21 protein-coding genes are annotated in these 25,137 nt (G+C 60.4%); 17 read left to right on the forward strand and 4 right to left on the reverse strand.

All coding sequences use genetic code 11. The features are described from left to right. Positions 1-26 precede the first annotated feature (26 nt). The 10 genes from paaK to paaZ all read left to right on the forward strand — a co-directional run bounded on the left by paaK (position 27) and on the right by paaZ (position 11,670). The gene (gene paaK, locus AC1DWM_RS24215; RefSeq protein ID WP_223514460.1) at positions 27-1,352 is read left to right on the forward strand and encodes a phenylacetate--CoA ligase PaaK; all 1,326 of its coding nucleotides are present in this window, start codon (positions 27-29) and stop codon (positions 1,350-1,352) included. 1,103 nt (positions 1,353-2,455) lie between these two features. Beyond that, positions 2,456-3,445, forward strand: a complete 990-nt coding sequence (gene paaA, locus AC1DWM_RS24220) for a 1,2-phenylacetyl-CoA epoxidase subunit PaaA (RefSeq protein ID WP_223514457.1) — start codon at positions 2,456-2,458, stop codon at positions 3,443-3,445. A gap of 27 nt (positions 3,446-3,472) precedes the next feature. Then, positions 3,473-3,754, forward strand: a complete 282-nt coding sequence (gene paaB / locus AC1DWM_RS24225; RefSeq protein ID WP_223514454.1) for a 1,2-phenylacetyl-CoA epoxidase subunit PaaB — start codon at positions 3,473-3,475, stop codon at positions 3,752-3,754. Between the two features lie 8 nt (positions 3,755-3,762). Then, positions 3,763-4,524 (forward strand): 1,2-phenylacetyl-CoA epoxidase subunit PaaC, encoded by a 762-nt coding sequence (gene paaC, locus AC1DWM_RS24230; RefSeq protein ID WP_477796327.1) that lies wholly within the window; start codon positions 3,763-3,765, stop codon positions 4,522-4,524. Further along, the gene (paaD, locus tag AC1DWM_RS24235; RefSeq protein WP_223514449.1) at positions 4,511-5,044 is read left to right on the forward strand and encodes a 1,2-phenylacetyl-CoA epoxidase subunit PaaD; all 534 of its coding nucleotides are present in this window, start codon (positions 4,511-4,513) and stop codon (positions 5,042-5,044) included. The genes paaC and paaD overlap by 14 nt, the downstream gene beginning before the upstream one ends. A 33-nt stretch (positions 5,045-5,077) precedes the next feature. Further along, positions 5,078-6,154 (forward strand): 1,2-phenylacetyl-CoA epoxidase subunit PaaE, encoded by a 1,077-nt coding sequence (gene paaE / locus AC1DWM_RS24240; protein ID WP_452625654.1) that lies wholly within the window; start codon positions 5,078-5,080, stop codon positions 6,152-6,154. 148 nt (positions 6,155-6,302) lie between these two features. Beyond that, positions 6,303-6,611 carry a DUF485 domain-containing protein gene (locus AC1DWM_RS24245; protein ID WP_223514443.1) on the forward strand — a complete coding sequence of 103 codons (309 nt, stop codon included), beginning with the start codon at positions 6,303-6,305 and terminating at the stop codon, positions 6,609-6,611. Then, positions 6,608-8,254: a cation acetate symporter gene (locus AC1DWM_RS24250; protein ID WP_223514440.1), complete on the forward strand. Its 1,647-nt coding sequence runs from the start codon at positions 6,608-6,610 to the stop codon at positions 8,252-8,254. Before AC1DWM_RS24245 ends, AC1DWM_RS24250 begins: the two co-directional genes overlap by 4 nt. A gap of 34 nt (positions 8,255-8,288) precedes the next feature. Continuing rightward, complete coding sequence (locus AC1DWM_RS24255) at positions 8,289-9,542, forward strand: OprD family porin (RefSeq protein ID WP_477796328.1); 1,254 nt, start codon at positions 8,289-8,291, stop codon at positions 9,540-9,542. A 73-nt stretch (positions 9,543-9,615) separates the two neighbouring features. Then, positions 9,616-11,670, forward strand: coding sequence for a phenylacetic acid degradation bifunctional protein PaaZ (paaZ, locus tag AC1DWM_RS24260; protein ID WP_223514436.1), 2,055 nt, complete (start codon positions 9,616-9,618; stop codon positions 11,668-11,670). Between the two features lie 123 nt (positions 11,671-11,793). On the opposite strand, the gene AC1DWM_RS24265 is transcribed toward paaZ, so the two are convergent. From AC1DWM_RS24265 to AC1DWM_RS24275, 3 genes are read right to left on the reverse strand one after another with little or no spacing between them, the layout of a single operon-like run. Continuing rightward, positions 11,794-12,681: a helix-turn-helix transcriptional regulator gene (locus AC1DWM_RS24265; RefSeq protein WP_223514434.1), complete on the reverse strand. Its 888-nt coding sequence runs from the start codon at positions 12,679-12,681 to the stop codon at positions 11,794-11,796. After that, positions 12,678-14,096: an aminotransferase gene (locus tag AC1DWM_RS24270; RefSeq protein WP_477796329.1), complete on the reverse strand. Its 1,419-nt coding sequence runs from the start codon at positions 14,094-14,096 to the stop codon at positions 12,678-12,680. The genes AC1DWM_RS24265 and AC1DWM_RS24270 overlap by 4 nt, the downstream gene beginning before the upstream one ends. 31 nt (positions 14,097-14,127) lie before the next feature. Then, positions 14,128-15,234 (reverse strand): polyamine ABC transporter substrate-binding protein, encoded by a 1,107-nt coding sequence (locus AC1DWM_RS24275; RefSeq protein ID WP_477796330.1) that lies wholly within the window; start codon positions 15,232-15,234, stop codon positions 14,128-14,130. Between the two features lie 229 nt (positions 15,235-15,463). Here AC1DWM_RS24275 and AC1DWM_RS24280 point away from each other — a divergent pair, with 229 nt between their 5' ends. The 5 genes from AC1DWM_RS24280 (at position 15,464) to AC1DWM_RS24300 (ending at position 21,662) form a co-directional block, all read left to right on the forward strand. After that, positions 15,464-16,243: an enoyl-CoA hydratase-related protein gene (locus AC1DWM_RS24280; protein WP_477796331.1), complete on the forward strand. Its 780-nt coding sequence runs from the start codon at positions 15,464-15,466 to the stop codon at positions 16,241-16,243. Further along, a complete protein-coding gene (locus tag AC1DWM_RS24285; protein WP_150778139.1) occupies positions 16,243-17,424 on the forward strand; it encodes an acetyl-CoA C-acyltransferase family protein in 1,182 nt (393 codons plus the stop codon). Before AC1DWM_RS24280 ends, AC1DWM_RS24285 begins: the two co-directional genes overlap by 1 nt. Positions 17,425-17,586: 162 nt before the next feature. Beyond that, positions 17,587-18,756 (forward strand): aromatic ring-hydroxylating oxygenase subunit alpha, encoded by a 1,170-nt coding sequence (locus tag AC1DWM_RS24290; protein WP_223514419.1) that lies wholly within the window; start codon positions 17,587-17,589, stop codon positions 18,754-18,756. Between the two features lie 148 nt (positions 18,757-18,904). Further along, positions 18,905-20,566, forward strand: a complete 1,662-nt coding sequence (locus AC1DWM_RS24295) for a choline dehydrogenase (RefSeq protein ID WP_477796332.1) — start codon at positions 18,905-18,907, stop codon at positions 20,564-20,566. A 22-nt stretch (positions 20,567-20,588) separates the two neighbouring features. Further along, the gene (locus tag AC1DWM_RS24300; RefSeq protein ID WP_223514415.1) at positions 20,589-21,662 is read left to right on the forward strand and encodes a GlxA family transcriptional regulator; all 1,074 of its coding nucleotides are present in this window, start codon (positions 20,589-20,591) and stop codon (positions 21,660-21,662) included. Positions 21,663-21,664: 2 nt separating this feature from the next. Here the strand turns inward: AC1DWM_RS24300 and AC1DWM_RS24305 are convergent, their stop codons facing one another. After that, positions 21,665-22,393, reverse strand: coding sequence for a class II aldolase and adducin N-terminal domain-containing protein (locus tag AC1DWM_RS24305; protein ID WP_477796333.1), 729 nt, complete (start codon positions 22,391-22,393; stop codon positions 21,665-21,667). A 203-nt stretch (positions 22,394-22,596) separates the two neighbouring features. On the opposite strand from AC1DWM_RS24305, the gene AC1DWM_RS24310 reads away from it, so the two are divergent. After that, on the forward strand, positions 22,597-24,063 hold the full coding sequence (locus AC1DWM_RS24310; RefSeq protein WP_477796334.1) for an aldehyde dehydrogenase family protein: 1,467 nt from the start codon (positions 22,597-22,599) through the stop codon (positions 24,061-24,063). 24 nt (positions 24,064-24,087) lie between these two features. Beyond that, entirely contained in the window at positions 24,088-25,035 is a 948-nt protein-coding gene (locus AC1DWM_RS24315; RefSeq protein ID WP_223514406.1) for a choline ABC transporter substrate-binding protein, read from the forward strand. The last annotated feature ends 102 nt before the right edge of the window (positions 25,036-25,137 follow it).

A 25,137-nucleotide genomic window follows, 5' to 3' on the forward strand; every position in this document is an offset into this window, starting at 1 on the left:
AACACAACAATAATTCGAGTGAAGTTATGAACATGCCAATTGCCAAAGCCGTGCTTGATCCTGTGCTGGACCCGCTGGAAACCGCCAGCATCGACGAATTGCGTCAACACCAGCTGGATCGCCTGCGCTGGAGCCTGAACCACGCTTACAACAATGTGCCGCTGTACCGTCAGCGCTTCGATGCCCTGGGCGTGCACCCGGACGACCTCAAATCGCTGGAAGACCTGGCGAAGTTTCCGTTCACCACCAAGACCGACCTGCGCGATAACTATCCCTACGGCATGTTCGCCGTGCCGATGAACGAGGTGGTGCGCCTGCACGCCTCCAGCGGCACTACTGGCAAACCGACCGTCGTCGGTTACACCCAGAACGACATCGACACTTGGGCCAACGTGGTCGCCCGCTCGATTCGCGCGGCCGGTGGTCGTCGCGGTGACAAAGTGCATATTTCCTATGGCTACGGCCTGTTCACCGGCGGTCTCGGTGCCCACTACGGTGCTGAACGCCTGGGCTGCACGGTGATTCCGATGTCCGGCGGCCAGACCGAGAAACAGGTGCAACTGATTAAGGATTTCCAGCCGGACATCATCATGGTCACACCGTCCTACATGCTCAACATCGCCGATGAAATCGAGCGCCAGGGCATCGACCCGCACAAACTGGCCCTGCGCCTGGGCATCTTCGGCGCCGAGCCGTGGACCGGCGAACTGCGCAGCGCCATCGAAAACCGCCTGGGCATCACCGCGCTGGACATCTACGGCCTGTCGGAAATCATGGGACCGGGCGTCGCCATGGAATGCGCTGAAACCAAGGACGGGCCGACGATCTGGGAAGACCACTTCTACCCGGAAATCATCGACCCGATCACTGGCGAAGTGCTGCCGGACGGGCAGATGGGTGAGCTGGTGTTTACGTCGCTGAGCAAAGAAGCGTTGCCGATGATCCGTTACCGTACCCGCGACCTGACGCGCCTGCTGCCGGGGACTGCGCGGCCGATGCGACGGATCGACAAGATCACCGGGCGCAGCGATGACATGTTGATCATTCGTGGGGTTAACGTGTTCCCGACGCAGATCGAGGAGCAGGTTCTGAAAATAAAACAACTTTCAGAATCTTATGAGATCCATCTGTATCGCAACGGCAACCTGGACAGTGTGGATGTGCATGTGGAGCTCAAGGCCGAACATCAACATTTGAGCGATGAACAGCAGAAGGCTGTTTGTGGCGAGTTGAGTCGGCATATCAAGACGTACATCGGGATCAGTACGCGGGTTGTTTTGCAGCCAATGCATTCGATCAAGCGCTCTGAGGGCAAGGCTTGTCACGTGATGGACAAACGCCCGAAAGCATGACTGCTGCACCTTTATGGCCCCGCTTATGCGGGGTTTTTTTTGGGCTGAACGTACACGCCCCTGTAGGAGCTGGCTTGCCAGCGAAGACGACCTGGCAGCCGACCTGACTTTCGAGAATGTACCCGGCCCCGTGTAGGAGCTGGCTTGTCGGGTCGCCGCATCGCAGCGAAGGCGGCCTGTCAGCCGACCATTTTCTAACGGGTGTACATATCCATTTCTGCGGTAACGACAGCTGGCGGTTTCGCTCTTACAGCGACTCACTTTTCCAAACGCCGAAAAGTAAGCAAAAGGCTTTGCCCCTCCATTCGGTGCCTCGCCTAGGCTCGGCATGCCCTCACTCCGGCATTGCTCCGGGGGCCCGCCGCCATCGGCCATCCATGGCCGGGGGCGGCTACCGCGGCATCCATGCCGCGGTGCCCCCTACACAACGCCTGCGTTCGGCCTCTGGGAAAGGGGCAACAGATCAAGATCAAAAGCCGAAGCAACAGCAACTGCAAGATCAACAGCTTCGCGAGCAAGCCCGCTCCCACAGTTGGACAGGGTACATCCCTGAGAGATGGGTCGGCTGCCAGACCGCCTTCGCTGCGATGCGGCGATCCGACAAGCCAGCTCCTACAGTAGATCGGCGTACGGCTTTTGCTTCTCACCACTCATCAGGCCGAGCGTTAGCTCGCCTGCAGCTTTTGATCTTGATCTACCCGCCCCTTCGGGAGGCTGAGTGGAGGTGTGCATCCGGGGAGTGGCGCGCAGCGCCGTTCGACGCAGTCGAACACGCTGCATGTAGGTCGAAGCGAAGCCGACCGGAGGGCAGTGTCCCCGGATGGATACCGGAGCGAAGGAACGCCGAGCTTTAGCGAGGGGCCGGACGCTCGGGGCGAGCCTTTTTGGTTCCTTTTGTGGCGTTTGACAAAAGGGACTCGCTGTAAGAGCGAAACCGCCAGTCGCCGTTACCGCAGAAACGGATATGCCCCCCAAAAAAACAACCACTCATCCCAAAGCGATACAAAAACACATACGACACCATATTTTATGTTTGATATTAAATTCTGTATCGCTTATAAAGTTCTCCATGCCATCAAACAGATTCACGGCGGGAGACCCCCATGTACGCACAGCTCGTAGAAACCGGCGTAAAGCGCATCAAAGACCTGTCGGAGATGTCCGAACAGGAACGCGCCTTCCAGGAAAAAATCGATTCAGAAATCAAGATCGAAGCCAAAAACTGGATGCCTGATGCCTATCGCCAGACCCTGATCCGGCAGATTTCCCAGCACGCCCACTCGGAAATCGTCGGCATGCTGCCCGAAGGCAACTGGGTCACCCGCGCGCCAACGCTCAAACGCAAACTGCAATTGATGGCCAAGATTCAGGACGAAGCCGGCCACGGCCTGTACCTCTACAGCGCCATGGAAACCCTGGGTGCCGACCGCGATGAAGAGATCGCCAAGCTGCACAGCGGCAAGGCCAAGTATTCGAGCATCTTCAATTACCCGACGCTGAACTGGGCCGACATGGGCGCGGTGGGCTGGCTGGTGGACGGTGCCGCCATCGTCAATCAGGTGGTGCTGCAGCGCACCTCGTATGGCCCCTACTCCCGGGCCATGGTGCGGATCTGCAAGGAAGAAAGTTTTCACCAGCGCCAGGGCTACGAAATCCTCCTGACCATGATGCGCCACGGTAATCAGGCGCAAAAAGACATGGTCCAGGACGCGATCAACCGCCTGTGGTGGCCGGCGCTGATGATGTTCGGCCCGAGCGACGAACACTCGCCGAACAGCGCACAGTCCATGGCCTGGAAAATCAAGCGCCAGAGCAACGACGAACTGCGCCAGCGCTTCATCGACCAGACCATCCCGCAACTGGAGCTGCTGGGCTGCACCTGCCCTGACCCGGACTTGAAGTGGAACGCCGAAACCGGCCACTACGACTTCGGCGAGATCCAGTGGAGCGAATTCTACGAAGTGCTCAAGGGCAACGGCCCGTGCAATCAGGAACGCGTCGCCACCCGCCGCAAGGCGATTGAAGACGGTGCCTGGGTTCGTGAAGCAGCCGTCGCCCACGCCCGCAAACAACAGAACAAGAACGCCGCCTGATCGGCCACCTGATGTGGAGTCATTGAAATGTCTGAATGGACCCTTTTTGAAGTCTTCGTGCGCAGCAAGCACGGCCTCAACCACAAACACGTCGGCAGCGTGCACGCCGCCGACACCACCATGGCCATCGAGAATGCGCGCGAGTTGTACACCCGGCGCAGTGAAGGCGTGAGCCTGTGGGTCGTGCCGTCGGCGCTGATCACCGCTTCGTCGCCGGATGAAAAAGACCCGCTGTTCGATCCATCGGACGACAAGGTCTACCGCCACGCCAGCTTCTACGAGCTGCCGGTCGAAGTCGGGCACATGTGAGGTCGACCATGAATAACCAGACTGATCTGATCGAATACCTGCTGCGCCTCGGCGACAGCGCTCTGATCCAGGGCCAGCGCCTGTGCCAATGGTGCGGCAAGGCCCCGGCGCTGGAAGAAGAACTGGCGCTGATGAACGTCGGCCTCGACCTGGTGGGTCAGGCGCGCAACTGGCTGGAATATGCCGCCGAACTGCTGAACGACGGCCGCAATGCCGATGACCTGGCGTTCCGCCGTGACGAGCGCGCCTACCGCAACCTGTTGCTGGTGGAACAGCCGAACGGCGATTACGCGGTGACCATCCTCAAGCAGTTCCTCTATGACGCCTGGCACCTGCCAGTGCTCAGCGGCCTCAGCCAGTCCAGTGACGAACGCATCGCCGGGATTGCCGCCAAAGCCGTCAAGGAAGTGACCTATCACCTGCGCCGCTCCGGCGAGTGGGTAGAGCGTCTGGGAGACGGCACCGAGGAAAGCCACAAGCGCATGCTCGCGGCCATTCCTGAGGTTTGGCGCTTCACTGTTGAACTGATCGCCGCCGACGACAGCGAACAACGCCTGTGCGCCGCCGGCATCACCCCGGACACCGCGCAAGTCGCCGCTGCCTGGCAAGCCAAGGTCAACGCGATTTTTGCCAGCGCCACCCTGCCCGTGCCGGCCGCGCCCAGCTATTTCTACCTGAATGCACGCAAGGGGCTGCACACCGAACACCTCGGCATTCTGCTGGCCGAAATGCAGTTCCTGCCACGAGCGTACCCCGATGCGACCTGGTGAGTTGATCGCCAGCGATCTAGGTGCCCGGCCGGCGCAACCGACCGACCTGGCCGCCGCGTGGGCGACCCTGGCGCAGGTCATGGACCCGGAAGTGCCGGTGGTCAGCGTGGTCGACCTCGGTATCGTGCGCGATCTCGACTGGCAGGCCGGGCACTTGCACGTGGTGGTCACGCCGACCTACTCCGGCTGCCCCGCCACCGAAGTGATCGAAAGCGATATCCGCGAAGCCCTGGAACTCGCCGGTTTCAAGGCTCCGCAACTGGAACGCAAATTGACCCCGGCGTGGACCACGGACTGGATCAGCGCCAGCGGTCGTGAACGCCTGCGCGCCTACGGCATCGCACCGCCCGAGGGCAGCACCAGTAAGCGCAGCCTGCTCGGCGAAAGCCCGGTGATCGTCTGTCCGCAGTGCGGCAGCGCCCACACCGAAGTGCTCAGCGAGTTCGGTTCCACCGCGTGCAAGGCGCTGTACCGCTGCGTCGATTGCCGGGAACCGTTCGACTATTTCAAGTGCATCTGAGCGGCAATCGGCCGTCCCAGCTGGAGAACAACAATGAGTAAATTTCACAGCCTGACCATCAAGGACGTGCGCACCGAGACCCGTGATGCGGTGTCCATCGCCTTCGAGATTCCGCAGCACCTGCAAGACAGTTTTCACTTCACCCAGGGCCAGCACCTGGTGATGCGCACGCAGCTGGATGGCGAAGAAGTGCGCCGCTCCTACTCGATTTGCACCGGGGTCAACGATGGTGAACTGCGCGTCGCTATCAAGCGTGTGGCTGGCGGGCGATTTTCGGCGTTTGCCAACGAGCAATTGAAAGCCGGACAGAGCCTGGAAGTCATGCCGCCCGCCGGACACTTCTGCGTCGAGCTCGATCCGGCTCGCCATGGCAACTACCTGGCGGTCGCGGCCGGCAGTGGTATCACGCCGATCCTGTCGATCATCAAGACCACCCTGGAAACCGAACCGCACAGCCGCGTTACCCTGCTGTACGGCAACCGTTCCAGTTCCGGTGCCTTGTTCCGCGAACAGCTGGAAGACCTGAAAAACCGCTACCTGCAACGCCTGAATCTGATCTTCGTGTTCAGCCGAGAGCAGCAGGATGTCGACCTGTACAACGGCCGAATCAACGCCGAGAAATGCGAGCAACTGTTCTCCCGCTGGCTCGACGTCAAAGCCCTCGATGCGGCCTTCATTTGCGGCCCGCAGGAGATGACGGAAACCGTGCGTGACAGCCTCAAAGCCAAGGGCATGGCGCCGGAGCGCATCCATTTCGAACTGTTTGCTGTCGCCGGTAGCCAGCAAAAACGCGAAGCCCGCGAGGCGGCCCGGCAAATCGATGCGGCGGTCAGCCAGATCACTGTCATCAGCGACGGTCGCGCCCTGGCGTTCGACCTGCCGCGCAACAGCCAGAGCATCCTCGACGCCGGCAATGCCCAAGGCGCCGAACTGCCCTACTCATGCAAGGCCGGCGTGTGCTCGACCTGCAAGTGCAAGGTCATCGAAGGCGAAGTGGAAATGGACAGCAACCACGCCCTGGAAGACTACGAAGTGGCCGCCGGCTACGTGCTGTCGTGCCAGGCATATCCGATCAGCAACAAAGTGGTGCTGGATTTCGACCAGCTCTAATCCAACACCACCCCTGTAGGAGCTGGCTTGCCAGCGAAGAGGCCCTTGAAATCACCGTTGATGTTCAGGCCGCCTTCGCTGGCAAGCCAGCTCCTACAGGGGAGTAACACCGTTCCACCTCACAACAAAAACAACAAAGGACGCCACCATGAGCCCCCAAGACGTAGAACTCATCCGCCAGAACCCGGATTTCATCCAGTTGGTACGCCGCAAACAGAACCTGTATTGGTCGCTGTCGCTGATCATGCTGGTGATCTATTTCGGCTTCGTTTTGCTGGTGGCGTTTTCCCCCGCCACCCTCGGCCAATCCCTGAGCGGCGGCGTGACCACCGTGGGCATGCTGGTGGGTGTGGTGATTGTGGCGCTGGCCTTCGCACTGACCGGTTTCTACGTCTATCGCGCCAACAACGTGATCGATCCGCTCAACGAAAAACTGAAACAGGAGTGCGCCCGATGAGCCGTCTTCACGCGTTATTCCTGCTGCCACTGGCCTTTGTCGCTGACTTTGCGGCAGCGGCCGACGGCGCGTCCCGTCCGCTGAACTGGAACGCGATCGGCATGTTCCTGGTGTTTGTGCTGTTCACCCTCGGCGTGACGCGCTGGGCCGCGTTGCGCACCCGTTCCGCCAGCGATTTTTATACCGCGGGCGGTGGCATGACCGGTTTCCAGAACGGCCTGGCGATTGCCGGCGACATGATTTCCGCGGCGTCCTTCCTCGGCATCTCCGCGATGATGTTCCTCAATGGCTATGACGGTTTGCTGTACGCACTGGGCGTGTTGGCGGGCTGGCCGATCATTCTGTTTTTGATTGCCGAACGCTTGCGCAATCTGGGCAAATACACCTTCGCCGACGTGGTCTCCTATCGCCTGGAACAAACCCCGGTGCGCCTGACCTCGGCCTTCGGCACCCTGACCGTGGCCCTGATGTACCTCGTGGCGCAGATGGTCGGTGCCGGCAAGCTGATCGAGCTGCTGTTCGGCATCGATTACCTCTACGCGGTGATGCTCGTGGGTGTGCTGATGGTGTTTTACGTGACCTTCGGCGGCATGCTCGCCACCACGTGGGTGCAGATCATCAAGGCCGTCATGCTGCTGTTCGGCACCACGTTCATGGCCTTCATGGTGCTCAAGCACTTCGGTTTCAGCACTGAAGCGATGTTCGCCGGCGCCACAGCTGTGCACGCCAAGGGCAACGCAATCATGGCCCCCGGTGGCTTACTGTCGAATCCCATCGATGCGATCTCGTTGGGACTGGGCATGATGTTCGGCACCGCCGGCCTGCCGCATATCCTCATGCGTTTCTTCACCGTCAGTGATGCCAAGGAAGCGCGCAAAAGCGTGTTCTACGCCACGGGTTTTATCGGCTACTTCTACTTGCTGCTGATCATCGTCGGCTTTGGCGCGATCGTCATGGTCGGCACCGACCCGGCGTTCCGCGATGCCAGCGGCGCGATCATCGGCGGCGGCAACATGATTGCCGTGCACCTGGCTCAGGCCGTGGGTGGCAACCTGTTCCTCGGCTTCATCTCGGCGGTCGCCTTCGCCACCATTCTGGCGGTGGTTGCGGGATTGGCGTTGTCCGGCGCTTCGGCGGTGTCCCACGACTTGTATGCCTGTGTGATGCGCAAAGGTCAGGCCACTGAGCAGCAGGAAATCCGCGTCTCGCGAATCGCCACGCTGTGCATCGGCGTCCTGGCAATCATCCTCGGCCTGTTGTTCGAATCGCAGAACATTGCCTTCCTCTCCGGCCTGGTGCTGGCCATCGCCGCGTCGGTGAATTTCCCGGTGCTGTTCCTCTCGATGTACTGGAAAGGCCTGACCACCCGTGGCGCGGTGACCGGCAGCCTGACGGGGTTGATCTCGGCGATTGTCCTGCTGGTGCTGAGCCCGGCGGTGTGGGTCAACGTGTTGCATCACGACAAGGCCCTGTTCCCTTACTCCAACCCGGCGCTGTTCTCCATGAGCCTGGCGTTTGTAAGCGCCTGGGTGTTTTCCGTCACCGACACCTCACCCCGTGCGGCCCTTGAGCGCGGCCGTTATCTGGCGCAGTTCATCCGTTCCATGACCGGCATCGGTGCCTCTGGCGCCAGCAAGCACTAATTAACGATCGATCTGATGTCAGGGAACAAAAATAATGAAGCCCGCGCGTACAGCATCCTGTGAATCACTGTTTTCGATAGTCGCCGCATTGAGTCTGCCCATGGTTGCCCCAAGCGCCATGGCTGACTTCGTCGACGACAGCAAGGCCCGTATTGAAATGCGCAACTACTACATCAATCGCGATTTCCGCCAGGTCAACGCGCCGCAATCCAAGGCCGAGGAATGGGCGCAAGGCTTCACGGCGCGCATCGAGTCCGGGTATACCGACGGGACCTTCGGCTTCGGTCTGGATGCGCTCGGGGAGCTGGGGTTGAAACTCGACTCCAGCCCGGATAGCCGTGGCACCGGGCTGCTGCCCTTTGGGCCGACCAGCCATGAACCTGCGGACGAGTACAGCGAACTGGGGCTGACCGGCAAGCTGCGTGTATCCAAAAGCGTGTTGAAGCTCGGCACCCTGCAACCCTTGCTGCCCGTGGTGACTTACAACGACACCCGCCTGCTGGGTTCGACCTTTGCCGGCGGCTTGCTGACCAGTCAGGAAATCAACGGCCTGACCGTCAATACCGGGCGCCTGACCAAGGTCAATCTGCGGGACTCTTCCAACAACCAGGACGTCGGCTACCTTGCCGCCAGCAGTGATTACTTCAACTTCGCCGGTGGCAGCTACGCCTTCAACCCGCAACTGAGCCTGAGCTATTACTACGGCGAGCTCGATCAGATTTATCGCCAGCAGTTCGCCGGCCTGGTGCATACCCAGCCTCTGGGCAACGGTTTCAACCTGCGCAGCGACATCCGCTACTTCGACAGCCGCGGCGATGGCGCCGAGCGTGCAGGGCGTATCGACAACCGTAACTTCAACAGCATGTTCAGCGTGTCCCATGGCGCCCACAAGGTCAGTGCCGCGTACCAGCAGTTGTCCGGCGACAGCGCCTTTCCATTCCTCAACGGCGGCGATCCGTACGTGGTCAACCTGGTGACCTTCAACACCTTCACCCGCGCCGATGAAGATTCCTGGCAGCTGCGTTACGACTATGACTTCGTGGCCCTGGGCGTTCCCGGCCTGACCTTCATGACCCGCTACACCGATGGCGACCACGTCAAAGCCGGCAACGTCGACAACGGCCGCGAATGGGAACGCGACACCGATATCAGTTACGTCATCCAGAGCGGCGTACTCAAAAACGTCAACTTTCGCTGGCGCAACGTGACCTTCCGCTCCGGCAATGGCTTGACCACCGACCTCGATGAGAATCGGCTGATTGTCGGTTACACCTTGGCCCTTTGGTAACCCCTAACTCGTGCGGTTGCGGCCGCACCCACTTTTTTCATACCCAACTTTCACACCATGCGGAGCAATCGTGATGCCTCACGCCCCTACCCTGCAAAGTTTCATCGCCGGTCGCTGGATCGGCCAACAAGGTGCCCAAGTGCTGCGCAGCGCCATCGACGGCCATGAGATTGCGCGCACCCACGAAGAGCGTCCGGATTTTGCCGAAGCCGTCGAACACGGTCGCCGTCAAGGCATCAGTGGCTTGATGGCGCTGGACTTCCAGCAACGCGCCCAGCGTCTCAAGGCACTGGCCTTGTACCTGAGCGAGCGCAAGGAACAGCTCTACGCGATCTCCCACCACAGCGGCGCGACCCGTGCCGACAGCTGGATCGATATCGAAGGCGGTAACAGCACCCTGTTCACCTACGCCAGCCTCGGTTCGAGGGAATTGCCGTCGGGCAACATCGTCCACGAAGGGCCGGCGATGCAGCTGAGCAAACTCGGCACCTTCGCCGGCACGCACATTCTGGTGCCACGCGGCGGCCTGGCCGTGCACATCAACGCCTTCAACTTCCCGATCTGGGGCATGTTGGAAAAGTTTGCACCGAGCTTCCTCGCCGGCATGCCGTGCATCGTCAAACCGGCCAGCGCCACCAGCTACCTGACCGAAGCCGTGGTGCGCCTGATGGATGAATCCGGCTTGCTGCCAGCGGGCAGCTTGCAGCTGATCATCGGCAGCACCGGTGACTTGCTCGACCGTCTGCAAGGCCAGGACGTGGTGACCTTCACCGGCTCCGCCGACACTGCCGCCAAACTGCGGGTCAACCCGAACCTGATCCGCAACTCGGTGCCGTTCAACGCCGAAGCCGACTCGCTGAACTGCGCGATCCTCGCCCCGGACGTGACCCCGGATGACGAAGAGTTCGAGCTGTTCATCAAGGAAGTCGCCCGCGAGATGACCACCAAGGCCGGGCAGAAATGCACCGCCATCCGCCGCGCCATTGTGCCGGCCAAACACATCGACGCGGTCGCTACCCGCCTGAGTGATCGCCTGAAGAAAGTCGTGGTCGGCGACCCGTCGGTGGAAGGCGTGCGCATGGGTGCCCTGGCTTCCCACGACCAGCAAAAAGACGTCGCCGAGCGTCTGGAAAGCTTATTGCAGAGCAGCGACATGCTGTTCGGTGCTCGCGATGGTTTCGAGCCGCGTGGTGAAAACGTCAGCCAAGGCGCGTTCTTTGCGCCGACCCTGTTGCAAGCCCGCGACCCGCATGCCGAAGGTGGCGCACACGACATCGAAGCGTTCGGCCCGGTCAGCACCCTGATGGCCTACGACGATCTGGACGAAGCACTGGCTCTGGCCGCTCGCGGCAAAGGCAGCCTGGTGGCGAGCTTGATCACCAAGGATCCACAGATCGCCGCCAAAGCGATCCCGGTGGCAGCGGCCTGGCACGGCCGTTTGCTGGTGCTGGATCGCGAGTCCGCTGCCGAATCCACCGGCCATGGCTCGCCATTGCCGCAACTCAAACACGGCGGCCCGGGTCGTGCCGGCGGCGGTGAAGAACTCGGCGGTCTGCGCGCGGTGAAACACTACCTGCAACGCGCGGCGGTACAAGGCTCGCCGACCATGCTGGCGGCGGTGACCGGTGAATATGTGCGTGGCGCCAAGGTCATCGAAACCGAAGTCCATCCGTTCCGCCGGTTCTTCCAGGACTTGCAAATCGGTGAATCGCTGCTGACGCACCGTCGCACCGTGACCGAAGCCGATCTGGTGAACTTCGGTTGCCTGTCCGGCGATCACTTCTACATGCACTTCGACGACATCGCCGCCAAGGAATCGCAATTCGGTAAACGTATTGCCCACGGTTACTTCGTGCTGTCGGCGGCGGCGGGTTTGTTTGTATCGCCTGCGCCTGGGCCGGTACTGGCCAACTATGGTCTGGATACGTTGCGCTTTATTAATCCGGTAGGGATTGGCGACACGATTCAGGCGCGTTTGACGTGCAAACGCAAAATCGACCAAGGGAAGAAGAGCCCGCAAGGCATTCCGCAAGGGGTGGTGGCGTGGGATGTGGAAGTCACTAACCAACTGGGGGAACTGGTGGCCAGTTACGACATTCTGACCCTGGTCGTTAAACGCGAGGACTAAGCGATCCTGTAGGAGTGAGCCTGCTCGCGATGCAAACACCTCGGTGCAACTGGAAGACCGAGGTGATGCTATCGCGAGCAGGCTCGCTCCCACAGGGGGTTTGGGGTGGCTGTAAATTTGTGATCAGTGCTGGCGCAACCACTCGATAAACAGCGCAAACAGTTCCGATTGCGACCCGACTTCCAGCTTCAAATACAGATTCTTGCGGTGCATGCGCACCGTCTCCGGCGAGATGCTCATCTGGCTGGCCGTGGACTTCACGGAATGCCCCCTGAGCACCATGTGCGCCACTTCCCGCTCGCGCTCGGTCAGCACGTCGCAGCCAAAATTTTCGAAAGCGGACTGCACGCGTTGCTTCAGATCGTCACTTTCAATGACTGCGCTATGTACCAGGCCGCGACGGCCAAACTCGCTGATGAACTCCCGAACCAATGGCTCAACCGCGCGCAACAGGTTCAGTTGTTCCGCCCGCAGGCTTTCCCCGCCAAACCCCTGAAACAGGCTGACCGACACCTGGCTGTCATGGCCGGTATCGATCAGGTAAAAACTGTCTTCCGAACACCCGGCCTTCAAGTAATAAGTCTTGTAGTACTCGCTGTCGAAGAAGTTGTCCGGGGCGATTTCCTCCAGGTGATAAAACCCTTCGGCCAACCCCTGCTCCACCGCCAGGCAAAACGGGTCAAGCAAGTAGCCACCGGAAAAATAGCGGTCGATGATCGAGTCCCGATACTCCTCCGGTATACCGCGCTGGTACAGCAACTGCGGCGCACGGTCCTTGTGTTCGAGGCTGATCATCACCGACTCGATGGACACCAGATGCCCGAACGCCGACGCCAGGTATTGCAGCGCATCAGGCGCGTCGGCATGGGCGAATGCTTCGCGCATGTCGCCGTGCCATTTATGCAAGGCCCCGAAGGGCAATGCGATCAACGTATCGTCGTTGGGTTTGCTCATGCCCCGCAGTCTAGCGGGAGAACCGACGCCGGGTAACCGCCGATTGACCGAACTCATTGCCCGAAGTACTGACCGCTTTTCTCAAGCTCGGCCGCCACTTCAAGAATGCACACCCGCAGGATCTCGACGATTTCGTCGACCTGGGCGCATGTCAGGATCAGCGGCGGCGACATGACGTTGAGGTGCATGATCGGCCGCACCAGCAAACCTCGGGCCTGGGCCCGAGAGTGAATCATCTCGCCAATGTTGATCTCATCGGCGAACAACGCTTTGGTGCGCTTGTCGGCGACAAACTCCACGCAGGCCATGAACTTCTGGCAGCGCACATCGCCCACCAGCGGCAGGTCGCTGAGGGTCGCCAGCCGCTCTTCCAGATAAGCGCCGACCACGTCGACATGCTCCAGCAGCTTTTCGCGCTCGATGATCTCGATGTTTTTCAGCGCCGCCGTGCAACACACCGGGTGGCCGCTGTAGGTGAAACCGTGGGTAAAGCAGCGGCCCTTGCCCGGCTCGGCGATGACTTTCCAGATACGGTCGGAAAAGATGCACGCGCCCAATGGCAGATAAGCGGAAGTCAGGCCTTTGGCCGTGGTAATGATGTCGGGCTGCACATCAAACAGATCATAAGAAGCGAAGAACTTGCCCAGACGACCAAACGAGGTCACCACCTCATCGGCGACAAACAGAATGTCGTAGCGCTGGCAGACTTCCCACATGCGTTTCAGGTAACCCTTGGGCGGAACAATCACCCCACCGGAGCCCATGATCGGCTCGGCAAAGAAGCCCGCGACCTTGTCCGCGCCGATGGCCAGGATCTTGTCTTCGAACTCCTGGACCAGAAACTCGAGAAACTGTGCCTCGTCCATTCCGTCCGGTGCCCGGTACGGATTGGGGTTGGAGACGTGGTGAATCCTGTCGTTGGCGTAATCGAATTCCGGCACGCGGTCGGCGGCCTTGTTGCCGATCGACATCGTCAGGGTGGTGGAGCCGTGGTACGCATTAAAACGGGCGATGACGTGCTTCTTTTCCGGTTTGCCACGGCAGTTCTGGTAGTACTGAATCAGTCGGTACGCAGTGTCCACGGCGGTCGAGCCGCCGGTGGTCAGGAACACGTGATCGAGATCGCCGGGGGCCAGGCTGGCGAGCTTTTCGCACAACTGGATGGCGACGTTGTTGGACATGTCGGAAAACGGATTCGAATAAGCCAACTGGCGCACCTGATCGGCAATCGCCAGCGCCATTTCTTCGCGGCCCAAGCCGATGTTGGTGCACCACATGCCGCCGACCGCATCGAGAAAACGATTGCCCTGAGCGTCGTAAATGTAGGCGCCGTCACCGGCCACAATGTTCAGCGCGCCCTGTTCGGCGTGCTCGTCGAACATGTGATAGCCGTGCATGTAGTGGGCCTTGTCGGCCTTGATCAAACGGGCATCATCAACCGCTGGCAGTACTTTCAACGTTGGAGTAGCCATACAAAAACCTCAAACCGAAGGGGTTAAACGATCAGATCCCGCTCTTCACCGTGCTCCAGACGCGAGTGATGGCGCGCATCTCCTTCGCGTCCTGAGTCTTTTGCGGAAACAGCCGCTGGCGGGTTTCGTCATCGGGGTAAATCGCCGGATTGCTGCGCACATCGGCATTCAACAACGGCGTGGCCGCTGCATTGCTGTTGGCGTAATGGATGTAGTCGGTCACGTCGGCCATCACTTGTGGCTGCATCAAGTACTCAAGGAATTTGTGCGCGTTGGCCACGTGCGGCGCATCGGCGGGGATGTACATGTTGTCGAACCAGATCAGCGAACCTTCCTTGGGAATGAAATAGGCCAGTTTGATTTTCAACTTGGCTTCTTCGGCGCGGGCCATGGCGGTGGCGTAATCGCCCGACCAGGTCATGGCCATGCACACATCGCCATTGGGCAGGCTGGTCAGGTAATTGACCGAGTCGAATTTTTTAATGTACGGCCGAACGGACAGCAACAAGTCCTGCGCGGCTTTCAAGTCTTCAGGCGAAGCACTTCGCGGGTCTCGTCCCAGGTACTTCAAGGCCAGTGGAATGACTTCGGTGGGCGCATCGACCAGGGTTACGCCGCAATCGGCGAAACGCGAGACGATTTTCGGGTCGAAAATCATCGCCAGCGAGCCAATCGGCGCGTCCGGCATGCGCTCCTTGATCTTGTCGACGTTGTAGGTGATGCCGTTGCTGCCCCAGGTGTAAGGCGCGGAGTACAGGGTTCCGGCATCAAAGCCCTGCAAGTCCTGCAAGACTTTCGGATCCAGATTGGTCCAGCCCGGCAGCAACTTCTTGTCCAGCGGCTGGAACACTTTGGCTTTGATCAACGGTGGCGCAAGTGAGGCATTCAACACCACCAGATCGTAACCGGAGTGCCCGGTCAGCAACTTCGCCTGGACAGTTTCGTAAGCATCAAAGGTGTCGTAAATCACCTTGATACCGGAGGCTTTCTCAAAGTCGGCAAGGGTTTTTTCGCCGATATAGTCCGCCCAGTTATACAACCTGAGCGTATTGCTTTCGCTCACGTCGGCGGCGGCTTGAGCATTCAGTGTCAGCGGAACAAGCAACAGACTGGAAATCACCATGAGGGCCTTGCGCATAGCAAATTCACCTTATCAAGCGAAGTCGGTTCTGGATGACCGGTTGCCCCCACTATTGAGTGATTGGGCCAACGGCACCATACCCCGAATGGGTGTGTGAGCCATTTCGCGGCCAGTGCTGCGGCAAAACATGGCAAAAAGCAGCAGTTTCGTTGACTCGTTTTGTCATAGCTCCCAAGCCGGCCGGGCGCTTAGAGTGGCTGCCGGACAAAAACAGGCGGGGCATTCCATGAGCGAGCTGATCAAACAAAATCGAAACGAAGGCGTTTTGACGCTCACGCTTGATCGCCCCGACAAGCTCAATGCGCTGAATAACAGCCTGTATACGCAGTTGGCTGATCTGCTGCTGGCCGCGGACGAAGACGCCAGTATCGGCGTGATCGTACTCACGGGCGGCACCACTTGTTTCACCAGTGGCAATGATCTGGCAGATTTTCTCGAGCATCCGCCGACGCATCTGGACAGCCCTGCGTTTCGTCTGATGAACGTCGTCATTCACCTGCAAACACCGTTGATCGCCGCCGTGTGCGGAGCCGCCATCGGCATTGGCACTACGCTGCTGCTGCATTGCGATCAGGTGCTGGTGACGCAAAACGCCAAGCTGCGCGTGCCATTTGTGAACCTGGGCCTGTGCCCGGAATTCGGCGCGAGCCTGTTGTTACCGCGCCTGCTCGGCCACGCCCGTGCCGCCCGTCTGCTGCTGTGGGGCGACAGCCTCGACGGCGCCGCGGCGGTTGTGTGCGGACTGGCCAACGAACTGTTCGACGACGGTCAACAATGCCTCGACGCCGCACAGCACTTGGCTCGACGGCTGTTGGCATTGCCGCAGGATTCCGTGCGTCAGACCCGGCAGTTGCTCAAACAGGCGGCGTTGCCGGAGTTAAAAGCCACTATTCGTCAGGAAAACCTGTTGTTCATCGAGCGCCTCAAAACACCTGAAGCGCAAACAGCGTTGACCGCCCTCCTTATTCGCAGTACAGAAAAGCATTCACCAAGAGGAAAGCCGTAATGAACACCCCGGATATTTTTGTTGTCAGCGCCGCACGTACCGCCATTGGCACCTTTGGTGGTTCGCTCAAAGACGTTCCGCTGGTCGACCTGGCGACCACGGCTGTCAAGGCCGCCCTGCAACGCTCCGGCGTAGACCCGGCGCAAGTTGGCCATCTGGTGATGGGCAGCGTGATCCCGACCGAAACCCGCGATGCGTACATCTCCCGGGTCGCCGCGATGAACGCCGGCATCCCGAAAGAAACCCCGGCCTACAACGTCAACCGCCTGTGCGGTTCCGGCCTGCAAGCGATCATCAATGCCGCGCAGACGCTGATGCTGGGCGATGCCGATATCGCCATCGGTGCCGGCGCCGAATCCATGAGCAGTGGCCCGTACCTGATGCCTGCCGCCCGTTGGGGTGCGCGCATGGGCAACATCCAGGCCATCGACTACATGCTGGGCATCCTGCATGACCCGTTCCATGGCATCCACATGGGCATCACCGCCGAGAACGTCGCCGCACGCAACGGTATCACCCGTGAGATGCAAGACGCGCTGGCCCTGGAAGATCAGAAGCGCGCCGCGTTCGCCATCGCCAATGGCTACTTCAGCGAGCAAATCGCTGCGGTGGAAATCCGTGATCGCAAGGAAACCAAGCTGTTCAGCGTCGACGAACATCCTCGCGCTACCTCCCTGGAACAACTGGCGGGCATGAAGCCAGCGTTCAAGAAAGACGGCACGGTAACTGCCGGCAACGCATCCGGCCTGAACGACGGCGCCGCAGCGCTGGTCATGGCCACCGGCGCCGCCGTGCAAGCCAACAACCTGCGCCCGATGGCCCGTCTGGTCAGCTACGCCCACGCCGGTGTTGAACCGGAACTGATGGGGCTCGGCCCGATTCCTGCCACACGCCTGGCACTCAAGCGTGCCGGCCTGACCGTCGCCGACATGGACGTGATCGAAGCCAACATCGCCTTCGCCGCCCAGGCCTGTGCGGTCAGCCAGGAACTCGACCTCGACCCGGCCAAGGTCAACCCGAATGGTTCGGGTATCTCCCTCGGTCACCCGGTCGGTGCGACTGGCGCGATCATCGCCACCAAAGCCATCCACGAACTGCATCGCACCAACGGCCGTTATGCGCTGGTGACCATGTGCATCGGTGGTGGTCAGGGTATTGCAGCGATTTTCGAACGCGCTTAAGTGTCAACGCGATGCCCGGTGCAATGCCGGGCATCGCAGCCGCTTGATGATTTCCTTCATCAACTGGTCGCAATCCATCAATACCGCCCCTTCCTCGCGCCCTAGATTAACTCCCAGAGCCAGTTGCCGTGCCGTGCGGCCAGCCCCTGTGGAGATCGCCCCATGCAAAACTTCCAAGCCCGCAAACAGCAAAGCCCCGTCGAGGGTTGGGATCATCAGGACCCGGAAGAAGCCTTCACCCTGCCCTCGCGTTATTTTTACGACGAGACCTTGTTCAAGGCCGAGCGCGACAACATTTTCATGCACGCCTGGCACGTCGCCGGGCACGTGAGTGAATTCGCCGAACCGGGCCAGTACGTGGTGACGGACCTGTTTGATCAAAGTGTGGTGGTGGCGAAGAACCGTCAGGGGCAGATCCACGCGTTCCACAACGTTTGCCAGCACCGTGGCAATCGCTTGCTCGAAGAACGTCGCGGCACCACCGGCGGCGTGGTGCGCTGCGCCTATCACTCGTGGTGCTACGAAATGGACGGCAGCCTGCGCAGCGCACCGCGTTGCGAAAAGATGAAAAACTTCGAGTTGCAGCAGTTCAACATCCCGCAGATCCGCACTGAAGAAATGGGCGGTTTCATTTACTTCAACCTCGACCCGACGGCACCGTCGTTGCGTGATCTGTTCCCCGGCGCCAATGAGGAAATGCACCGGGTGTTTCCGGACCTTGCCAACATGCGCCTGATAGAGGAGCAGAACGTGATCGTGCCGGCCAACTGGAAGGTGATCATGGACAACTCCATCGAGGGTTATCACTTCAAGCTGTCCGGGCCGTGCCACATCGACCTGGCGAAGTTGATCGACTTCAAAGGCTATCAGTTGACCAAACGCGATAACTGGTGGACTTACATCGCCCCGGCCAACCTCTCGGTGACCGAAGCTTATGGCGTGCCGTTAAAACCCGACGTCAACCCGGATGAATGCTTTTTCAACATCGGCATGTGGCCGAACAACACCTTCTACACCTTCCCGTTCTCGGAGTTTCTGGGCTCGTTCATCATGATCCCGCTGGACGCCGAGCGCTCGCTGCTGCGTTTTGGCTACTACACCAACAATGCACAAACTGCTGCGGTCAGCGAATCCTGCATGAAATGGATGAACGAGGACCTGGGACCAGAAGACATCGCGCTGAACATCTCGGTGCAAAAAGGCCTGCATTCGCTGGGCTACGACCAGGGCCGATACATGATCGATGCCCAGCGCAGTAATGAGAGTGAACACCTGGTGCATCACTTCCATCGGCTGGTGTTCAACGGCATACATGGGCCGTCCGCCGTCTGAGCCAACATCGCACCCCTGTAGGAGTGAGCCTGCTCGCGATAGCGGTGAATCAGTCGACAGGTGTGCTGCCTGATACACCGCTATCGCGAGCAGGCTCACTCCTACAGGTTTTGTGGGGCGATCTTTCATTTATGGAGTACAGCGAACCATGGCCGATCATGCGTTTGACTACCTGATTGTGGGCGCCGGGTCTGCGGGCTGCGTGTTGGCCAACCGCCTGGGCGAAGACCCGAGCGTGCGGATTCTGCTGCTTGAAGCCGGCCCGGCGGACAAAAGCTGGACCATCGACATGCCCTCGGCCGTCGGTATTGTGGTCGGCGGAACGCGCTACAACTGGAGCTACACTTCGCAACCAGAACCGTATCTGGACGGTCGCCAGATCGGAACGCCCAGGGGCCGGACGCTGGGCGGTTCATCGTCGATCAACGGCATGGTGTACATCCGTGGCCATGCCCGGGATTACGACGGTTGGGCCGAACAAGGCTGCGACGGCTGGAGCTATCAGCAGGTGCTGCCGTACTTCAAACGCGCGCAAACCCATGCCGACGGTGCAGACGATTACCGAGGGGCGTCGGGGCATCTGCACGTTACGCCGGGCGATACCGAAACGCCGTTGTGTGCGGCGTTTCTCGCGGCGGGCGCCGAAGCCGGGTATGGCCTGAGCAACGATTTGAATGGCTATCGTCAGGAGGCCTTCGGGCCGGTGGATCGCACCACGCGCAACGGACGACGCTGGAGCACATCGCGGGGTTATCTGAGCGAGGCTCTGGCGCGCGGCAATGTGCGGGTAGTCACTGACGCGCTGGCATTGCGCATTTTGTTCGATGGTAAACGCGCCATCGGGGTTGAGTACGAACAGAGCGGTAAGACTCATCACGCCCGCGCCCGGCGCGAAGTCGTGCTGACGGCTGGCGCGATCAATTCGCCACAGTTGTTGTTGCTGTCGGGCATCGGCCCTGCGGCTGAATTGCGCGACCTCGGAATCACCGTGAAGCATGACCTGTCCGGTGTCGGCAAACGACTCAACGACCACCCTGACACGGTCGTGCAGTACCTGTGCAAGCGGCCGGTATCGCTTTATCCGTGGACTACCGCGCCGGGCAAGTGGTGGATCGGCGCGCGCTGGTTTGTCACCCATGACGGGCTGGCGGCGAGTAACCATTTCGAGGCCGGCGCATTCATCCGCTCGCGAGCCGGGGTCGAACACCCCGATTTGCAGCTGACCTTTATGCCGCTGGCGGTCAAACCCGGTAGCGTCGACCTGGTGCCGGGGCATGCGTTTCAAGTGCACATCGACCTGATGCGCCCCACCAGCGTGGGCAGCGTGACCCTGAACAGCGCCGACCCTCGACAGCCGCCGCGCATCCTGTTCAATTACCTGAAAACCGAGCAGGATCGAGCCGACATGCGTGCCGGGGCACGACTGGTGCGCGAGATCATCGGGCAACCGGCGATGGCCGCGTTCAAAGGTGAAGAACTGGTCCCCGGCCCCGCCGCGCAAAGTGACGAAGCGCTGGACGCCTGGGCCAGACGCGTCACGGAAACCGGCTACCATGCCAGCGGCACCTGCAAGATGGGCCCGGCCGGCGACCCGCAAGCGGTGGTCGACCCGCAATTGCGTGTGCACGGTCTTGATGGACTGCGCGTGGTGGACGCGTCGATCATGCCGGTGATCGTCAGCGGCAATACCAACGCGCCGACGGTGATGATCGCGGAAAAGGCCAGCGATATGATCCGCGGACTGCAACCACTGCCGCCCATGGACGCGCCGGTATGGATTCATCCGCAATGGCAAACACGGCAACGATGATGTTTGAACGCAGAGATCACTCATGAGCAATCAACTGTCCGACAGCGCAAAGCACCCCGAAACCCGCTTCACCTGGCGGCGCGGTGACAGTGCGCCGTTGCGGGTCGCGGTGTTGCTGTTGCCATCGTTTTCCAATTTCGGCCTGGCCGCTGTGCTGGAACCCTTGGCCATCGCCAATTGGCTGACCCAACGGCCGATTTTCGAATGGACCTTGCTGTCGCTGGACGGCGAACCGGTGCAGGCCAGCAACGGCTTGATCACCGTGGCGAACCACGGCCTGCGCGCCGATCAGGGGTTTGATGTGTGCGTGGTGATCGCCAGTTTCGATGTGCACAAACACAGCCGCAACCTGGCGCTCAAGAGCTGGCTGCGCAAACAGGCGTTGTTCGGCGCGGTGTTGATGGGCGTGGAAACCGGCACTGAACTGCTCGCCGCCGCCGGCGTGCTCGATGGTTATGAAGCGGCGGTGCATTGGGACAATCTTCAGGGCTTTCAGGAAAGTTATCCGCGGGTGCTCGCCAAGCCACAGCTCTACACCCTGGAACGTCAGCGCATGACCTGCGCCGGCGCGACGACAACGCTGGACATGCTGCTGAGCTGGATCGGGCAAAGCGTCGACAGCGATCTGGCTCGGGAGATCGGCATGCACCTGCTGATGGGGCAGGTGCGTGCACCGGCGGACAATCAACTCGATAGAGGTCTGACTAACTCCGGGATGCAAGGCAGCAAGATTCGCCGCGCCGTGCAATTGATGGAAAAAGCCCTGGAAGAGCCGCTGGACTGCGAGGCAATTGCCAGCCAGGTCGGCCTTTCGCGCCGGCAACTGGAGCGTCAGTTCAAGCATCAGACCGGGCTGTCGCCGCTCAAGTACTACATCACTTTGCGCCTGGCCAAGGCCCACAGCCTGTTGCAACAAACCCGCTTGAGCGTGGCGCAAGTGGCGGCGTGTTCCGGGTTCGGTTCGCTGGAGCATTTCTCGCGCACCTATCGCGCCCGTTTTGGCTGCCCGCCCAGCGAAGACCGCAGCCAGGTCTGGACCGCCCCGGTGATGCGCCAGCCGTTAAGCAAGGCGCATCGTCAGGTCGAGGCCGACTGAACTCACGCCCGATACCCGACCTCCTCTTCATCAAGAATCCCCATCAACGCGTTGAAATGCTTGTCGGCAAAGCCCGGATAGTCGAGCCATTGCCGGCAGGTCTTGCGCGCTATTTCATCGCTGACGATGCGCAACTCGCGGCCGGTTGAAAGCGCGGTGATGTAGGTCTCGCAAGCGCGTTCGAAGTAATACAGATCATCGAACGCCTGAGCGATGGTCGGCGCGGCGACGAGCACGCCATGGTTGCCCATCAACAGAATCGGTTTGTCCCCCAGCAAGTGGCTGACACGCTCGGCCTCATTCCCAAGACCCATGCCGTCGAAACCGTTGTCGATGGCCACACGCTCGAAAAAACGCATCGAATTTTGCTCAATCGGTGGCAACCGTGAATCCGCCAGACATGCCAGCGCGGTCGCGTATTTCGAATGGGTATGCAGAATGCAGCGGGCGTGCGGCTGGTTGCGATGCAAGGCACTGTGCAAGGCCCAGGCAGTGATGTCCGGCGCGTCTGGACGGTCGAGGCTGGCAGGGTCGTCGGCATTCACCAGCAGCAGGTCACTGGCCTTGATCGTGGAAAAATGCTTGCCGTAAGGGTTGATCAAAAACTCTCGACCGTCCCCCGACACCGCCACGCTGAAGTGATTGGCGATGGATTCGTGCAGGTTCAAACGCGCGGCCCAGCGAAAAGCGCAGGCCAGGCGGATTCTCAGTTGCTCGACAGCTTGATTCATCGCATCCCCTCTCGGCTCGTTTAGCGGTTGCTGGCAGTGTAGAGCGCCGGGTTGCGCGCACTTGACGGGAAGCGACACGGGTTGCCGTTATGACACGGCCGCACAATCGTGGGAAAACGGCGCGCTTATGCCGCGTTTGATCAAGAGCAGCGCCAGCGCCACCGCCATAGTGACGGCCACGACCCACTGAGCTGGAGACGCAGATGCAGCAGATTCCGTTGTTTATCGCCGGTGTTTGGCAAGCGCCACAGGCGGTGCGATACCGCGATGTGATCAATCCGGCCACCGAGGATGTATTGGCGCAAGTGGCCGTGGCCGGTCCCGTGGACACGCAACGGGCGATCAACGCCGCGCGGGTGGCGTTCGACACCGGGCCGTGGCAGACGATGGCGGTGACCAAACGGGCGCAACTGATGCAACGGATCGCCGACTTGATCGAACAGGACGCCTCGAATCTGGCACGTCTGGAAACCCTTAACGCCGGCAAGACCTTGGTTGAAAGCCTTGGCGACATCGGCAATGTAGTCGCCACGTTTCGCTACTACGCGGCCTTGCTTGAAACCGAAAGCGCCAGCGTCAACAGCCATGCCCCGGCCCATGTCATCAGCTTCAACCAGCGCGAACCGGTGGGCGTGTGCGCCTTGATCGCGCCATGGAATTACCCGTTGCTGCAAGCGGTCTGGAAAATCGCCCCGGCCCTGGCCGCCGGCAACACCGTGGTGTTCAAACCCAGCAGCCTGACGCCCCTGACGGCGCATCGACTGACTGAATTATTGATTGAAGCCGGTCTGCCGGACGGCGTGTTCAATTTACTCTGCGGCCCCGGTGAGGTCGGTGAATTACTCGCCGCCAGCCCTGACGTGGACCTGGTCTCACTGACCGGCGGCGCCGGTGCCGGCGGCAAGGTGATGCGCGCGGCCACGGGCAATTTCAAACGTGTGGCGCTGGAGTTGGGCGGCAAGAATCCGAACATCGTGTTCGCCGACGCCGACTTCGAAGTGGCGCTGGACCAGGCGCTCAATGCGGTGTTTTTCAATGCCGGGCAGATCTGTTCCGCCGGTTCCCGGTTGCTGGTGGAGGACGGCATTCACGAGCGTTTTGTCGACGCCTTGCAGCAACGCATCCAGAAGATTCGCCTGGGCGATGGCCTTGATCCGCTGACACAAATGGGCCCGCTGATTTCTGCCAGCCAGCGCGACCAGATCCTGACGATGATTGCCGGTGCCGTCGAGCAAGGCGCGAGGTTGCGAACTGGCGGCACAATTCCCGAACAGTTCGAACGCGGCTTCTGGTTGCGCCCGACTTTGCTCGATAACGTGACCTGCGAGATGCAGATCGCCAAGGAAGAAATTTTCGGCCCGGTGATCACTGTCGAGCGTTTCAGCGGCGAAGCCCAGGCGCTGCAGTTGGCCAATGACACGCCTTATGGCCTGGCAGCCGGCGTCTGGACCCGGGATATCGGCAAGGCCTACCGCATGGCCAAGCGGCTGCGGGTCGGCACCTTGTGGATCAACGACTACAACGCCGCGTTCCCGCAGGCGCCGTGGGGTGGCTACAAGTCCAGCGGCATAGGGCGCGAGTTGTCGCGGGCCGGGCTGGATGAGTTCACCGAGCTCAAGCACATCTACCTCAATACCGAACCGGCGCCACTGAACTGGTTCGGTGTCTGACGCTACCTCCAAGGAGTCGTCCCTATGAAAGCCTTGCTCTTGCTTGCGTCGATCACCCTGCCGCTGCTGGCACACGCGGCGGAACCGGAGTCCTGCGCCACGGTGCGTTTTTCCGATGTCGGCTGGACCGACATCAGCGTCACCACCGCCATCGCCAGCGAAGTACTGGAATCGCTCGGCTACAAAACCAAAACCACCCTGCTGTCGATTCCCGTGACCTATCGCGCGCTGTCCTCTGGTAAAGAGCTGGACGTGTTCCTGGGTAACTGGATGCCCACCACCGAAAACGACATCAAGCCCTTCCGCGACGCCGGCACTGTGGAAACCGTGCGCGCCAACCTGCAAGGTGCCAAATACACCTTGGCAGTGCCCGACTACGTCTACGACGCGGGGCTGCACGACTTCGCCGACATCGCCAAATTCAAGGACAAACTCAAAGGCCAACTCTACGGCATCGAACCCGGCAATGATGGCAATCGCCTGATCCAGAGCATGATCGACAAAGACGCCTTCGGCCTGAAGGATTTCAAAGTCGTGGAGTCCAGCGAAGCGGCAATGCTCTCGCAACTCAAACGCTCCACGCGAAAAAACGAGTGGATGGTGTTCCTCGGCTGGGAACCGCACCCGATGAACACCCGCAATAAGATGAAGTACCTCAGCGGTGGCGACGAATACTTCGGCCCGAACTATGGCCAGGCCACGGTCTACACCAACGTGCGCAAGGACTACCTGAAGGAATGCAGCAACGTCGGCAAACTGCTGCAGAACATGGAGTTCACACTGGCCATGGAAAACCAGTTGATGGACGCGGTGTTGAATCAGAATCAGAAACCAAGAGCGGCGGCGAAGGCGTGGTTGAAGGCCAATCCGGAGGTGCTGGAGGCTTGGTTGACAGGGGTGAGCAGTCGGGATGGGCAGGATGGGATTAAGGTTGCCAGTGCACGGTTGGCTCCTCGATCAGTTAAGCCATAACACTCTCTGTAGCAGCTGGCGAAGCCTGCGTCCGGCTGCGCAGCAGTCGTGAAATCAGACGATGCGGTGTTTCAGGAAGACCGCAATCTCAGGTTTCACGAC

It is taken from the genome of Pseudomonas sp. P4_C8, assembly GCF_056401975.1.